General features: G+C 70.0%; 12 protein-coding genes. 8 read left to right on the forward strand and 4 right to left on the reverse strand.

Annotated features, from left to right (window positions below):
* The first annotated feature begins 44 nt into the window (after positions 1 to 44).
* Complete coding sequence (locus ACFRAQ_RS06535) at positions 45 to 1418, forward strand: bifunctional lysylphosphatidylglycerol flippase/synthetase MprF (protein ID WP_379094878.1); 1374 nt, start codon at positions 45 to 47, stop codon at positions 1416 to 1418.
* 75 nt (positions 1419 to 1493) lie between these two features.
* Here the strand turns inward: ACFRAQ_RS06535 and ACFRAQ_RS06540 are convergent, their stop codons facing one another.
* The 3 genes from ACFRAQ_RS06540 to ACFRAQ_RS06550 form a co-directional block, all read right to left on the reverse strand.
* Positions 1494 to 2246, reverse strand: a complete 753-nt coding sequence (locus ACFRAQ_RS06540; protein ID WP_379094881.1) for an alpha/beta fold hydrolase — start codon at positions 2244 to 2246, stop codon at positions 1494 to 1496.
* Between the two features lie 62 nt (positions 2247 to 2308).
* A complete protein-coding gene (locus ACFRAQ_RS06545; RefSeq protein WP_379094884.1) occupies positions 2309 to 3058 on the reverse strand; it encodes an SDR family oxidoreductase in 750 nt (249 codons plus the stop codon).
* Between the two features lie 77 nt (positions 3059 to 3135).
* On the reverse strand, positions 3136 to 3516 hold the full coding sequence (locus tag ACFRAQ_RS06550; RefSeq protein WP_379094887.1) for a hypothetical protein: 381 nt from the start codon (positions 3514 to 3516) through the stop codon (positions 3136 to 3138).
* Between the two features lie 180 nt (positions 3517 to 3696).
* On the opposite strand from ACFRAQ_RS06550, the gene ACFRAQ_RS06555 reads away from it, so the two are divergent.
* The 7 genes from ACFRAQ_RS06555 to ACFRAQ_RS06585 all read left to right on the forward strand — a co-directional run bounded on the left by ACFRAQ_RS06555 (position 3697) and on the right by ACFRAQ_RS06585 (position 14044).
* Positions 3697 to 4254, forward strand: a complete 558-nt coding sequence (locus ACFRAQ_RS06555) for a sigma-70 family RNA polymerase sigma factor (protein WP_379094890.1) — start codon at positions 3697 to 3699, stop codon at positions 4252 to 4254.
* Between the two features lie 84 nt (positions 4255 to 4338).
* Positions 4339 to 4797 carry a ubiquinol-cytochrome c reductase iron-sulfur subunit gene (locus tag ACFRAQ_RS06560; RefSeq protein ID WP_379094893.1) on the forward strand — a complete coding sequence of 153 codons (459 nt, stop codon included), beginning with the start codon at positions 4339 to 4341 and terminating at the stop codon, positions 4795 to 4797.
* A gap of 279 nt (positions 4798 to 5076) precedes the next feature.
* On the forward strand, positions 5077 to 6885 hold the full coding sequence (locus ACFRAQ_RS06565; RefSeq protein ID WP_379094896.1) for an N-acetylmuramoyl-L-alanine amidase: 1809 nt from the start codon (positions 5077 to 5079) through the stop codon (positions 6883 to 6885).
* 371 nt (positions 6886 to 7256) lie between these two features.
* Positions 7257 to 8279: an Hsp70 family protein gene (locus tag ACFRAQ_RS06570; protein WP_379094899.1), complete on the forward strand. Its 1023-nt coding sequence runs from the start codon at positions 7257 to 7259 to the stop codon at positions 8277 to 8279.
* A 176-nt stretch (positions 8280 to 8455) separates the two neighbouring features.
* Positions 8456 to 9460, forward strand: a complete 1005-nt coding sequence (locus ACFRAQ_RS06575) for a diiron oxygenase (RefSeq protein ID WP_379094902.1) — start codon at positions 8456 to 8458, stop codon at positions 9458 to 9460.
* 14 nt (positions 9461 to 9474) lie between these two features.
* A complete protein-coding gene (locus tag ACFRAQ_RS06580) occupies positions 9475 to 11058 on the forward strand; it encodes an FAD-dependent oxidoreductase (RefSeq protein ID WP_379094904.1) in 1584 nt (527 codons plus the stop codon).
* A 742-nt stretch (positions 11059 to 11800) separates the two neighbouring features.
* On the forward strand, positions 11801 to 14044 hold the full coding sequence (locus ACFRAQ_RS06585) for an Hsp70 family protein (protein WP_379094907.1): 2244 nt from the start codon (positions 11801 to 11803) through the stop codon (positions 14042 to 14044).
* 413 nt (positions 14045 to 14457) lie between these two features.
* Here ACFRAQ_RS06585 and ACFRAQ_RS06590 read toward each other — a convergent pair whose 3' ends face one another.
* Complete coding sequence (locus ACFRAQ_RS06590) at positions 14458 to 15216, reverse strand: SDR family NAD(P)-dependent oxidoreductase (RefSeq protein ID WP_379094910.1); 759 nt, start codon at positions 15214 to 15216, stop codon at positions 14458 to 14460.
* Positions 15217 to 15311: the final 95 nt, after the last annotated feature.

Raw genomic sequence — 15311 nt, forward strand, 5'->3', positions numbered from 1 at the left:
CACACATAGTGTCGAGTGGGAGACGCGGGAGAAAAGGGGTCCAGATGCGTGAGGAACGCGTACCGAATCCGACGCTGACCGCATACCGGGAAACCACCTTCGTCGCCGGGCCCAGCACCCGCGTCGGGCTGATGGGCGCCCTGGTCCTGGGCAGCGTCATCCTGGTCTGGGCCGCCGAACGCGCCTCCCGCGAAGGCGACGACCACGGCTGGTTCATCGCCGTCTCGGTCGCCGGGCTGTTCGTGGCGCGCGGGCTCTACCTGCGCCGGCCCATCACGCTGCCCCACCTCACCGGCGCGGCCATGACCCTGGTCGTCTCCAACTTCGCCTACCGCACCGAGCACCCCGGGATCGGATTCGTGTTCCTCGCGGTCAGCGGCGCGATCCTGGTGCTGCCACAGGGCAGCAAGCCGCAACCCGAACAGCTGCCCCGGGTGGCGGAACTGGTTCGGCGCAGCTCAGGGGATCCGCTCGCGCCGTTCGCGCTGCACTCGTCCAAGACCTACTTCTTCGGCGACGGGGGCTCCGCGGCGCTGGCCTACCGGGCCCGGCTCGGCATCGCCGTCGTCTCCGGCGACCCGCTCGGCGACCCCGCGCGGTTCCCGGACCTGCTCACCGAGTTCTCGCTGTTCGCGGGCAGCCACGGCTGGCGCATCGCGGTGCTCGGGGCGAGTCCCGAGGTCAGTGAGCTGTGGCAGCGGCGGGCCGTCGACCACCGCGGGCTGCGCGCCATCTCCGTGGGCCGCGACGTGGTCATCGACGTCGACCGCTACGACCTGGTGGGTCGTAAGTTCCGCAATCTGCGCCAGGCCGTGAGCCGCACCAAGAACTACGGCGTCACGACCGAGATCCTGCCCGAGGTCGCGCTCACCGAACCGCAGCGCCGAACCCTGCTGTCCATCGTCGACGAATGGGGGACCGGGCGGCAGACGCGTGGCTTCTCCATGATCCTCGACCACCTGCTCGACGGACGGCACCCCGGCATGCTGGTGGTGATGGCCCGCGACGCCGACGGACAGGTGGTCGGGTTCCAGCGCTACGGGACCTCCGGCAACGGCCAAGACCTCAGCCTGGACGTGCCGTGGCGGCGGCGCGACGCACCCAACGGACTCGACGAACGCATGATCGTGGACCTGGTGGACTACGCGCGCGACCATGGGATCAAGCGAATCTCGCTGGCGTTCGCGGCGTTTCCGGAGATCTTCGCCGACAAGCACCGGTCGCGGACCATGCAGGCGGTGTATCTCGCGGTGCGCCTGGGGGATCCGCTGATCCGGCTGGAATCGCTGTACCGATTCCTGCGCAAGTTCAACGCTTTCGGCGATCAGCGGTACGTGCTGATCCGGTGGCGTGAGGTGCTGATCGCGGCGCTGGCACTGCTCTCCCTGGAGTTCGTGCCGCACCGCAGGCAGCATTGACCAACTCTCGTGGACGCGCGGGGGAACCCCTGAAACCCCATAAGCCCGCGGCCGTTGTCAGCTCAGGAAGTCGAGTCAGCTCAGGAAGTCGACCAGGGCCTTCGAGAACGCCGGGTCGGCGACGGCGGCGAGGTGGTCGCCCTTGACCACCACGCACTCCGCGTGGGGAAGGGCGGCGGCCAGGCGCTCGGGTTCGGCGGCCAGCGGGTCGGCGTCGCCCGCCAGCACCAGGGCCGGAACGGTGATGCCGGTGAGGGATTCGATCGGGGCCTCGTTCAGGGCGGTCGCCACGGCGGCGATGGCCTCGCGGTCCGCGCCCAGCGCGTCGGCCAGCAGGCGGAACATGCTGGGCAGCCCCGTGACCGCCGTGGCGTCGCCGGACATGGCGGAGACGATGTCCTGCGCCGCGATCACCCGCCAGTCGATGCCGCCGCAATCCACCACGCCCGACCCGATACCGCCGATCGCGAGCCGCTCCACCCGCTCGTCGGCGCTCGCCACCAGCAGCGAGATGATCCCGCCCATCGAGTAGCCGACCACCGCGACCCGATCCAGGCCCAGGTGGTCGAACAGCGCGCGCATATCGTCGGCCATGGCCTGCCACGAGTAGCGGGCCGGGTCGTGCGGCTTGTCCGAGCGCCCGTGGCCGCGCGCGTCCAGCGAGATCACGTGGTGGCCCGCCTGTTCCAGCGCCGCGACCACGCCCAGGCTCATCCAGTTGGCATTGGTGTCGGCGACGATGCCGTGCTGCAACACCACCGGGACGCCCTCGCCCTCCCACACGCGGTAGTTGAGTTCGAGCCCGTCCCAGGTGGTGAATTTCGCCATGGCCGCGATGCTAGCGGCCGGGTCACGACCTTCGATCGGCATTCCCGGCCAGGAACCCGGCGTCAGCCCATCCGGGCCATGATCGCGCGCGGCAGCACCGGCATCACCAGACCCAGCACCCGCCACGGCCATTCGGGGACCGAGGCGCGCACGGTCTCGCGCTCGATGGCGGCGACCATCGATCGCACGCCCTTCTCCAGCGGCACAACCAGTTTCGCGTCCCCGGCCTTGGCGGACATGTCGGTGGCGATGAATCCCGGCTGCACCGTGGTGACCTTGATCGGGGTGCCGCGCAGCTCGATGGCCAGCCCCTCGCCCAGCGCGGTCACGCCCGCCTTGCTGGCCGCGTAGGCCGCCTTCTTGCCGGGCAGCCCGCGCACCGCGCTCATCGATGAGATGAGCACCAGGTGACCGGCGTGCTCGCGGCGGAAGATACCCATGGCGGCCTCGGCCTGGGCCAGGGCGCTCACGAAGTTCGTGGTGGCGGTGGCCAGATTGGCGTCGGCGCGGCCGGTGCCCAGGCGCGCGCCCTTGCCGATCCCGGCATTGACGATGATCCGGTCCAGCCCGCCGAGCTCCTCGCGCAACTCCTCGAACACCTTCGGGACGGCCGCGTGGTCGTCCACGTCCAGGCCGCGCACCGCGACCGTGATGCCCGGGTGCGCGGCCAGCAGCTCCGCGCGCAGCGCCTCCAGATTCGAGACCCGCCGGGCGCACAGCGCCAGATCGCGCCCGCGGCTCGCGAACGCGCGGGCCATCCCCGCGCCGAGTCCGGAGCTCGCGCCGGTGATGAGAATCCTCTGCCTGGTCATGCGCTCACCCTAGTGATCCGGCCGCGCCCGTGCGGGGTACCGGGACGAGCCGATACCCGGCACGAGCGCGGGCCCGACTATCCGAACGACCCGGTGTTGGGCCGTGCGGGCGTCAGGTGCCAGGCCCCGCAGTTCTGCGTCGAGAAGGCCACGTCGGTCGCCTTGATCTCCACCGTGATCGACCGCAGCCGGGTGAAGTCGCTGGCGATGATGTAGAAGTTCGGGTCCGCGTAGTCCTCGGGGGTCTGGACCTTCCACAGCCGCCGCCAGAAGCAGCCCGCGGGGGCCGGGTCCATCGTCCCGTCGCCGATATAGGTGCCCGGCTTGATATCCACATTGACCAAATAGGTGCCGTCGACGGTGATATCGGTGGCCGGTTCGGCCGCCGCAATTCCCGACGCCGCCATTGTCAGCGCGGAAGCGAATGCTCCCGTCGCTACGAGCGCGCCTGCACGCACGATGTTCCTCCCTGAGCAGTTCACTGCACCGCACGGTTCCCGTCGTACGGTGTTCGGGCGATCCCCGCATCTCCCGGGAGGGGTTTATCAGAAATTCCGGTCTGTTTTCGGGAAATCGGGCGATTTCGGGGAATTCACAAACATGCGATGCTCTTTCGGCCTCCAGCGCGATATTCAGTCATGGGAAGACTTCGCCCGGTCATGACCGGATGCGCCGGACAGTGCGCCCGGCTGTGTACCGACTCCGGACTGGCGGCTGTCCTCGCCGCCGATCGCGGCCTGCTGCACTGGCGGGCCATGAGTCGCCTCGGCGATCCGGGTCTGGCCGAACACGCCGTGCAGGAGACCCTGCTGCGGGCGTGGCGGGCCTGCGCCAGCTATGACCCCGACCGGGGCAGCGTGCGCACCTGGCTGCTGACCATCGAGCGCAACGTGCTCACCGACATCGCCCGCTTCCGCGCCGCGCGCCCCGGTGACACCTGCTGGGACGAGATCGGCGAACAGGCCGAGAACCGATGCGCCCGGCCCGACTTCAGCGAAGCCCTGACCGACGGTCTGCTGGTCGCCGACCTGCTCGCGCAGCTGCCCGCCCCGCAGCGCGACGCCGTCGTCCAGGTCATCCTGTGCGACCGCGCCTACCAAGATGTGGCCGCCGACCTGGGCATTCCGGTCGGCACCGTGAAGACCCGGGTGCACTACGCGCTGCGATCCCTGCGGCGCGTACCGCTCAGCGCGTGAGCCGGTGAACCAACCGACCCCTCCCATACGTCGAACAAGCAGCGGCCGAATCGCATCGGTCCGGCCCCGAGCGAGGAGTTTCCGATGACCGACACCACCGCCGGCCCCGGCGGATTCCGCCTGGACCGCCGCACCGCGCTGGCCACCACCGCCGTCGCCGCCGCCGCGCTCGCCGTGGTGGGTTGCGGCACCACATCCGACGGGCCCGCCTCCGCGGCGCCCAAAGCCGAGCCGGGCGGGCCGGACGCGAGACCCGCGAAGAAACTGGACGTACTGGCCAATACCTCCGACGTGCCGGTCGGCGGGGGTCTGATCACCGGCGGGACCGTCATCACCCAGCCGTCCGCGGGGTCGTTCCTGGGCTTCTCGTCGGTCTGTACGCACCTGGGCTGCAACGTGAATTCGGTGTCCGGCGGCCTGATCCGATGCCCGTGCCACGGCAGCACCTTCAATCTGGACGGATCGGTCGCGAGCGGGCCCGCGCCGCGGGCGCTGGACGCCCGCGGCATTCGGGTCGACGGGGACCAGATCGTCTCGGCCTGATCAGCCGTTTTCGTCCATGCGGTTCGACGCCGAGGGGTTGCGTCGAGCCGCTCAGGCGCGTCGTCCGGGCGGGACACGCGGGGTGGGGGATAGTTGGCGCTGTGGTCGCTTGCCATTGCGCCCGGTAGTGCTCCGGATCAGGGCATTTCGGTCGTTTGACCACTGGTAACGGTTCCGTCACGACGCTTGCCAGGTAGTAACTGGTGTTGCAAGAGTGAACTGCTGGGTCTGGTGTTACTAGTGGGAAGGGAGGGGCGCTCCGCCCGAGCGCCGCCGCTTATGAAACGAAGCATCACCAAGTCCGGAATTTGCACGGTCGTCACCGCGGCGGCCATCACCACCGTGGCCGGGATAGTCCCGGTCGCCGCGCTGGCCGCGCCGGCGCTGCCCGAACTACCCCAGAAGCTGGCCGGGAAGACCATCTTCCTGGACCCGGGCCATCAGGGGTCCAATCACAGTCAGGACACCAACAAACAGGTCAGTGACGGTCGCGGCGGCACCAAGGCGTGCCAGACCACCGGCATGACCACGCTGCACGGCATCGCCGAGCACACCATCACCTGGAACGTCGCGCAGCTGGTCCGCACCTCGCTCGAGGGCCTGGGCGCGCACGTGGTCATGAGCCGCCCGGACGACACCGGCTGGGGCGGCTGCATCGACGACCGGGCCAAGGCCGCCAACGACTCCGGCGCGGACGTCGCCGTCAGCATCCACGCCGACAGCGGGCCCGCCGACGGCAAGGGCTTCCATCTCATCGTGCCGCAGCTGCCGGTCCCCGACGCCAAGGTCAACGAGGTGCAGTCCGGTGCGGGCCTGGCCGCCAGCAAGGCCATGCGCGACACCTACCTGCAGAGCGGGTACCAGGCCGCCACCTACAACGGCGCCGCCGAGGGACTCCAAACCCGTTCCGACGTCGCGGGTCCCGCGCTGACCCTGGTGCCGGACGTCTTCCTCGAAATGGGCAACGGCGCCAACGCCGAGGACGCCCAGCAGCTGGAAACCCCGGAGGGACAGCTCAAGCACGCGGTCACCATCACCACCGGGATCGCGTCCTATCTGCTCGGCGTGCCGGTGCCCGCAGCCACCGACAAGCCGGCGGAGCGGGCTGCCGAGCCGGGAACCCAGCCGGCGCAACAGCTTCCGGCGCAGGCTCCGGCTCCCGAGACGTCGCTGGTCCCGCAGGCCGCGGTTCCGGTTCCCGAGGCCACTGCCCCGCAGGCTCCGGCCGTCGTGCCCGAGGCCGTGGCTCCGCAGGCCCCGGCAGCGGTCCCGGAGCCGACTCCCGAAGCCGTTGCGCCGCAGGCTCCCGTGGCGGTAGTGCCGCAGGTTCCGGCGTTCATCATTCCGGCGAAGGCTCCGCACTCGACGGCTCCGACAGCTCCGGCGGCTCCGGCGACTCCGGCCCAGCCGGGGACGAGTCAGGCCCAGCCGGGGACGAGTCAGGCCCAGCCTGGGACGAGCCAGGCCCAGCCCGGGACGAGCCAAGCCCAGCCCGGGCAGACTCCGGCACTCCCGGCGCAGAACCCCGGGACGCCCGGTACCGCTCCGGCGCAACAGAATCCGGGACAGCAGCCGGGAGAGGCGGTGCTCGAGGAGGGGCTCCAGGTCTTCCAGCAGCTCGCCGATCAGTTCCTGAACAACTGGCAGCACGCGCAGACTCCGCCGCAGCCGGGCATCCAGCAGCGGACCGTGCCGCAGCCGGGAACCACCCAGCCGCAGAACGGAACTCAGCCGCCGGCCGCGCAGCCCAAGCCCGCCACCCCGGCGGTGCGGGCGATCGCGGATCTGCGCGCACCGGTGCGGCAATCGCCGAGCACCCCTGGCGGTCAGGGGAATTCGGCGGCGCCGGGCGGCCTCGGGACGCAGTCGACCCCGGGCGCGCAGGCTCCCGGCACCGACAAGAACTCCAAGTCCGACAGTCTGGGCGCGGGGGGCCTGAGCTCGCTGGTGCAGATGGCGGTGAAGTTCTTCGGCCCGCTGGCCAAGATGCTCACCGGTGACTCGGGTCTGGGTGCGGACCTGATCAACCTGGCCTACAGCGTGGTCTCGGTGCTCAGCAATACGCTGTTCAGCTCGACCACCAAGTAGTCGAACAGCCACCAAGTAGTCGAACAGATCGACGCGGATTCGCCCTCGCTCCGGATTCTCCGGTGCGGGGGCGATTCTCGTGGGTGGCGATTCTCGTGGGTACGGAGACCAGGCGTACCGGGTGGCCTCGGCTGCCGCGTTTCCGGCGAATGGGTGAGTTCGGGCAAACATCTCGCGATCGGAATGCGCGCGGCGGGTTTTCGTGATCGCCTGCCTGGACAACACGGTTGTCGCCGGTCAGCGGCGCACGTGCGGACAATCGCGTGTCCGGTGGTTGGCAAGCATCCGGCGCAGGAGTTGCATGAATTCGAGTCGAGTTCGACGGCCGGCGCGAAGGCTCGGCCCGATGGACTCGTCGAACGAGGTGGATCATGGCGTTCGGTGTGGGGCTGAGTATCGGGACGGTCAACACGGTCTGTTCCACCGCGGCCGATCGAACCGGAAAGCTGCCGCCCGGCCGTCGAGGCATTCCTCCGGCCACGTGGCGCACCACCCTCACCTTCGACAGTTCCGGGACCGCCCGCGTCGGTCGCATTCCCCGGCACGGCCGCGTCATCACCGACTTCGCCGATCTCGGCCAGCGCGGCGCGCCGATGGCGCGGGTCGGGCACCGGGCGCTCTCGGCCGCGGATCTGGTGGCCACCGTGGCCTACAGCGTGGTCGCGGAGGTGCTGGGCAAACCCCCGGCGGGTGTGCTGGACCACGGGCAGACCGGTATCGCGGTGACCCATCCGGCCGGTTACTCCGCCCCTCTGATCGCCGAACTGCGCACCGCCCTGGACGGGGTGGGCCTGGACCGGGCCACCCTGATGGCCGAGCCGATCGCGGCCGCGTCCTGGCTGGCCGCCGAGCGCGGGCCGCTCACACCGGGATTGGCGCTGGTCTACGACCTCGGCGGGGCGGGGCTGGACGTCACGCTGCTGCGCGTCGGCATGGGCGCGCCCAGCAACCCGATCGTCGGCATGCCGCTGCACTCGGCCGACTACGGCGGCCGGGCCTTCGGCGACCTGGTGGGGCGCACACTGCGGCGCACCGCGGGCTCGCCGGTGGTGCCGCGCGGGCTGTCGGACGCGGACTCCGGGGAACTGCGCGCCGGCCACATTCGCCGATCGCTCGCCCTGGTCTACAAGTGCCTCCGGATCGCGGACGTCACCATGGCCGATGTGGATCGGATCCTGGTGGTCGGCGGGGCCGCGCGACCGCCCGAGGTGGCCCAGGTGCTGGCCAAGGAGCTGGCCCGTCCCGTGGTCGTGTCCTCCGACCCGGAACGGACCATCGCCGACGGCGCGGCCATCGCTGCGCGTCAGAGGTTGCTGGCCCAGGAGTCGGCCAGCCATCGCCATCATCCGCTGACCGGACTCTTCCGGCGTGTCACGCGGGTGGCCGCGCTCTGACGGCGTCCGCGGCGCTCTGAAGCGATCATTTGTCCTGCTACTCGCGAGTTCGTCCGGGTACCGCGTGTGCAGGCGTGCTAACTCGTGCAAGCATCTTGCGAACTGTTGTTGACGCCTCTCCAGTTTGGTGTAACTATTGGGTACACATAACGCCACTGACTGGAGAGGTGACGACGATGTCTCCGACCACGACCCCCCTTGACGACCCCGTGGTTGCCGAAGCTCAGGAGTACGCCAACAAGCTGCTGCTGCTCTCGGAAGGGTCGGTGAACAAGCACTTCGACCCCTACGAGGACATCGACTGGGACAACCCGGACTTCGATTCCAACGCCCGCCCCGAGCGCTGGATCCTGCCGGAGTCCGCGGACCCGCTGGGCCGCCACGACTGGTACCAGTCGCTGACGGTGGAGCAGCAGATCGCGGTCGGCAAGTACCGCCAGGCCAATATCGCCAAGGTCGGCCTGCAGTTCGAGTCCATCCTGATCAGCGGCATGGTCAACCACACCTTCTCGCTGCCCAACGGTGACGCGGAATTCCGCTACTGCACCCACGAGATGGCCGAGGAACTCAACCACACCCTGATGTTCCAGGAGATGGTGAACCGCATCGGCGTGGACGTTCCGGGCATGGGCCCGCTCGTCCGCCAGCTGCGCCTGCTCGGCGTGCCCGTCGCGGTCGCCTTCCCGAACCTGTTCTTCATGGCCGTGCTCGCCGGCGAGGAGCCGATCGACCACATCCAGAAGCAGATCCTGCGCTCGGGCGAGGAAGTCCACCCGATCATGCGCGGCGTGATGAGCATCCACGTCGCCGAGGAAGCCCGCCACATCTCCTTCGCGCACGAGTTCCTCAAGCACCACGTGCCGGAGCGCAACGTGGCCGAGCGCTTCATCCTCTCGATCGCCATGCCCGTCATCATGTTCATCCTGGGCCGGTCCATCGCGACCCCGCCGAAGAAGTTCTTCCAAGAGTTCGACATCCCGGAGCACGTCCGCAAGGAGCTGTTCTACGGCTCCAAGGAGGCCAAGCGGGTCTTCGCCGACTACTTCATCGATGTGCGCGCCCTCGCCGACGAGATCGGTCTGATGAACCCGATCTCCAAGCGGGTCTGGAAGCTGCTCGGCATTTCCGGCCCGGCGTCGCGCTACCGCTCGGAGCCCATCCGCTCCGGCAAGGTCGCGTAGGAAGGGGACGTACAGTGCCGTACGTTGTCACTCAATCCTGTTGCAGCGACGCCTCGTGCGTCTACGCCTGCCCGGTCAACTGCATCCATCCGACTCCCGACGAGCCGGACTTCCTGACCGCGGAAATGCTCTACGTCGACCCACAGGCCTGTGTGGACTGCGGGGCGTGCGCCACCGCCTGCCCGGTGGACGCCATCACCTCGTCGAAGAAGCTGACCGCGGAGCAGCTGCCGTTCATCGAGATCAACGCCGACTTCTACCGGCAGGAACGGCCGCGGCCACTGCTGGCCATGCCGATTCCCGCGGCCGAGGTCAAGCCCGGGCGGGAACCGCTGCGGGTGGCCGTCATCGGCTCCGGACCCTCGGCCATGTACGCCGCCGACGAGCTGCTCACCCAGCCCGGCGTGTCGGTGACCGTGTTCGACAAGGTGACCACGCCCTATGGTCTGGCCCGCTTCGGCGTCGCGCCCGACCACACCAAGACCCGCCAGGTCGGCGAGCTGTTCGACGTGATCTCCGCGCAGCCCGGCTTCGGCTCGTATCTGAACGTGAATGTGGGCGAGCACGTTTCGCACGAGGAACTGCTGGCGCACCACCACGCGGTGATCTACGCCGTCGGCGCGTCCTCGGACCGCAAGCTCGGGATCCCGGGCGAGGGGCTGCCCGGCAGCACCTCCGCCACCGACTTCGTGGCCTGGTACAACGGCCACCCCGACCAGGCGGGCCGGTTCTTCGACCTGTCGGCGCGGCGCGCGGTGATCGTGGGCAACGGCAATGTGGCGCTGGACGTGGCGCGCATCCTGACCACCGATCCGGAACTGCTGGCCGGCACCGACGTGTCGCAGCGGGCGCTGAACACGCTGCGGCGCAGCAATATCGAAGAGGTGGTGATCCTCGGGCGGCGCGGACCGGCCGAATCCGCCTTCACCGTGCCGGAATTCGTGGGCCTGCTGGGCGCCGATGTCGACATCGTGGTGGAGGGCGAGCTGCCGCCGATCGTCGAGGGCATGTCGCAGAAGGTCGAGCACAAGCTGAAGCTGTTGCACGGCTTGGCCGATCGGCCGGTGGGCGGGCGCAAGCGGATCGTGTTCCGATACCTGTCGGCGCCGGTGACCATCGCGGGCGTGGACCGGGTGACCGGGGTCGAGGTGGTGCGCAACGAGCTCGTCACCGGCGACAACGGCGCGGTGCACGCGGTTCCGACCGAGGACCTCGAGACCCTCGACGCCGGACTGGTGCTGACCTCGGTGGGTTACCGCGGTGTGGCGCTGCCGGGCGTGCCGTTCGACGAGCGGGCCGGGATCATCCCGAACCTGGACGGACGGGTGCTCGAGGAGTCCGGCGGCGCGGTGGTGTCCGGCGCGTACGTGACCGGCTGGATCAAGCGCGGCCCGACCGGGTTCATCGGGACCAACAAGTCCTGCGCGCAGCAGACGGTGCGCCAGCTGGTGGACGACTTCAATGCCGGGCGTCTGACCCGGCCCGCCCGCGGCGCGGGCGATTTCGACCGGCTCGTCGGTGAGCGGCAGCCGCACGCCATCCGTGGCGGCGCGGTCAACCGGCCCCGGCGCAAGCTGCCCCTGATGGTGCGTCGCTGACCCCACCCCTGTCGGCGTCGTTCCTTGGAAGGCCGCCGCACGCAACCCCTGTGCGTGCGGCGGCCTTCGTCATGTCCGGGCCCGCCGGGCGGTCGGTCGCGACTTTTTGTGCCGGGCAACGTATCCGGCATCGCCTCGGCTGCGAATTTCGGAGGTCTGTGTGAACGCCGGCCGACGCCGTCGAGTCCGCTGTACCGATGGTGTTGTGCGAGTTGTAATACCGCGTTTGCTTGCAGCGACATCTCCGGTAGTAGAGAAGATTTCGTCGTGAATCACGGACGGCATGGCGGCCCGCGTGGGGTATTAGGGGTCAGCTACCGACCAGTGATCGGTAATCCGCACTTCCGTACTGACGATGCGGTTTTGTTTTTCGGACACTACTCGCCTACCGGTCGGTATGAATTCAATGTTCGCTGTGGTGTAGCCACCGCCAAAGACTGTTCGGTTGTCTTTGCGGGGTCGTTGGATTTGATCTTGCTACGGCGGTTTCCTGACCAGTAGATTCGCCAACTTCGCTACTGGACGCGAAATCTTTTCTCCCGATTCGATATTCAATTCCCGCAAACGCCAGCTAACCTGAACGCGCTGTTTGGAAAACGACCGCGACCACATGGTTGGTACGCCTGATGGGCCGTGGTCTCGGTGCGTTGACGGGATAGCAATGACAGTTGGCTTTGGCATGAGCATCGGTACAGTGAACTCTGTATGGGCCACCACGGCCGGTGAAAGGAACCGACCAGCCGTGCGGGTTCGTCGGACCGCTGTCACCTTCGACAGCGCCGGCGGCCCGCAGATCGGGGGGATTCCCCGGTTCGCACCGGTGGTCACCGACTTCGCCGACCTCACGGCCGATCCCGACCCGGTGGTCATCGGGGGCCGTATCTGGTCGCCCGCGGACCTCATCGCGGCGGTGGTGAACGGGCTGATCGAATCCCATGCGCCCGAAGCGCCCGCCGTAACCACGTATCCCGCTTGCTATTCGGACAAACTCGTCACCCGCATTCGGCGGGCGCTGGACTGGTCCGGCGCGGCGGACGTCACCCTGATGCCCGAACCGGTCGCCGCCGTCGAATGGCTCGACGAGGAATACGGCCTCTCCGAGAACGGGATCACCCTGGTCTACGACCTCGGCGGCAACAGCCTCGACCTGGCCGTGGTGCGCACCGAATCCGAGGTGGAGGAGCGCGGCATCCTCGGCCGCGCCGAACGGTCGTACGACTTCGGCGGGCGGCCGCTGGGCGCGCTGCTGGCCAAGTACGCGCGCAGCATCGCGCCCGGCGCGACCGAGCCCGTGTCGGCCGTGGTGCCCGCCTCCGACACGAACCGGCTGCGCAGCTGGCACATTCGCAATTCGCTACGCCTGGTCCGGTCCGTCGTGCACCGGGCCGGGCTGCACATGGAGGAGATCGACCGGGTGCTGCTGATCGGCGGCGCGGCCCGGCCCCCCGAGGTGGCGCGCGTGCTGTCCGATCTGGGCCGCCCGGTCGTCATGTCGCCCGATCCCGCGCACACCGCCGCCGTCGGCGCGGCCATCGCCGCCTTTCGTAGCGTCGATACCGGTTCCGCCATCGGGCGCTACGCCCCTCGCGCCGCCGTGATCTCCGGCGCTGCAGTCGCTTCCGCGCTCGCCATGTCCGCCGCCACCGTGCTCGGCGGACCCGTCGCCGGGCCGCCCGGACTGCAGGCCGCCCCCGAACCCACCGACCCGCCCGCCGGCGCCTCGGCCCCCGGCGGCGGGGACGTCATGGTGCTCGACGACGCCGCCGCCCCGGCGGGCACCCGCGCCCACGCCGTCGCCACCGTCGCCGCCGTGCGCAGCTACGCGCCGCAGGCCCCGACGGTCACCTCCACCTGGTACAACGGCCGCCCCGTCGACACCACCGGCGGCGGCAGCCACTGCGAGACCCGCGCCCTGACCCTGACCAATCCCGCTGTCACCTACGCGAACCCGGCCCAGTTCACCAATCCGCTCCCTTTCCAGAACCCCGTCCTCGCAGGCTGGACCGTCGGCGGCTACGTCGGCCAGACCCCCAAGGTCAGCATCCCCGGCGCGCCGTCCGGAACCCTCCCCGGCACAACCCAACCCGGCACAACCCAACCCGGCGCCGGCCAGCCCGGCACGACTCAGCCCGGGACGACACAGCCCGGCACCGGCCAGCCGGGCACGACACAACCCGGCGGAACCCAGCCCGGCGCAGGTCAACCCGGTAATGGCCAGCCCGGCGCGAGCGATCCCGGTGCGGGCCAGCCGGGTTCGGGCCAGCCCGGCGGCACGACTCCCGGCGGCGCCACGGGCGGCACCGGTGGCGGCGCTGGAACCCCCGGCGCCTCGACGCCCGGCGGAACCACCACGGGCGGTACGACATCCGGCGGCGGTGCCACGGCAGGGGGCGGCGCGACCGGCGACCCCGCCGGCGCGAACACCGGTGGTGCCTCACCCGGCTCCGACGGTGGAGGCTCGAATCCCGGTGGCTCGAATCCGGGCGGTTCCAACCCCGGTGGCTCCAACGTGGGTGGCTCGAACCCTGGTGGTTCCAATCCTGGTGGGTCGAACCCGGGTGGCTCGAACCCTGGTGGTTCCAATCCTGGTGGGTCGAACCCGGGTGGCTCGAACCCTGGTGGTTCCAATCCTGGTGGCTCGAACCCGGGTGGTTCCAATCCTGGTGGTTCCAACCCCGGTGGCTCCAATGCTGGTGGCTCGAACCCCGGTGGTTCCAACCAGGGCGGTTCGAAGCCCGGCGGGGCCAATGGTGGCGCTGGAACCGGCGGCGGCACAGCATCTCCCGGCGGCTCGAAACCCGGCGGCTCTCAGGGCGGCGCGATCGGTGGCGGTTCCCAGGGCGGCGGCTCGTCCAAGGGTGGCGCGGGCGGTTCTTCGACCGGCGGCAGCCACGGTGGCGGTATGGGCGGCGGAGCCGGTGGCGGTATGGGCGGCGGCGGTGGGGCCGGCGGCGGCAAGGGTGGTGGTGGCGGTGGCAAACACTGACCCCTTGCGGCAGTGCGCTTCCCGCCCGCTCGGGCAGGGCTCGGCGCGGGCGTCGGATCGATCGCGGGCCTCGGGCCCGCGGGGTCCGGCACGGCCCGCCGGATCGTCGTCGTTGGCGGCGTTGGCTTTCGGTCTGGCTCTCACCAGGCGCGTTGTCCCGCGCGCCGGTGGGGGTGGCGGGGGAGATCGGGCGGTGGCGTCCCACCATTCGCCGGCTTCCCACGGTGACGCAGGCGGGGGCGGGACCGACCAGCCCGCCCCGCCTCGTCCCGTCGAGTGAGGGGAATCCCTCTCGTGGACCGGTGTCAGGGGAGCGGGGATCTGCGGGCTTCGCTGCCTTGACACCAGAGTGACCGGCCCACCACGCGTTCCAGTGCCCGGACGCGGTGGTGGGCCTGTCGCGTGCGCTGCGGTCAGCGGGCGGTGAAGCCGCCGTCGACGGCGAGCGCCGCGCCTGTGATGAACGACGCCTCGTCGCTGAGGAGATAGGCGCAGAAGGCGGCGATCTCGTCGGGACGGGCGATACGGCCCAGCGGGTGCAGGGCGGCGATGGCGGCCTCGCCTTCGGGGGTGGCGCCCATGGAATTCCGGAAGGCGGGGGTGTCGACCGCGCCCGAGACCAGGGCATTGACCCGGATGGACTGGTCCGCTGCTTCCAGGGCGACGGCGCGGGTCAGGCCCACCACCCCGTGTTTGGCGGCCACATACGGCGCGACCTGTGCCATCCCGACCACCCCCAGGTTGGAGGCGTTGTTGAGGATCGCGCCCCCGCCGGTGGCCGCGAGCGCTGGAACCTGGTGGCGCAGGCCGTGATAGACGGCGGTCAGGTTCAGCTCGAGGTCGGCGCGCCAGCCGGCCTCGTCGATGTCCTGCACCGGGCCGAGGGCGTTGACCGCGCCCGCGTTGTTGAAAGCCCCGTCCAGGCGGCCGAATTCGGTGATCGCCGCGGCGGTGAGCCGTTCCACGTCGGCGTCCACGGTGACGTCGGTGGGCACGAACAGTGCCCGTCCGCCGCCGGCGCGGATCTCCTCGGCCATGCGGTCGCCGGCTTCCTTGCCGCGCGCGCCGAGCACGACGGCCCCGCCCTCGGCGGCGATCCGCCGGGCCACGGCCGCACCGACTCCCGAGGTGGCACCGGTGATCAGGACGACCTTGGATTCGAACCGGGTCATGACTGTGTCTCCTTGCGGTAGAGCGGATTTCGTTGACATGTCATAGTCAACGCCGCGCGGAGACCGGCCGCTGGCGGAAAACGGCCGTCACGCTT

This window comes from Nocardia sp. NPDC056611, assembly GCF_042792755.1.
Classification (GTDB): domain Bacteria; phylum Actinomycetota; class Actinomycetes; order Mycobacteriales; family Mycobacteriaceae; genus Nocardia.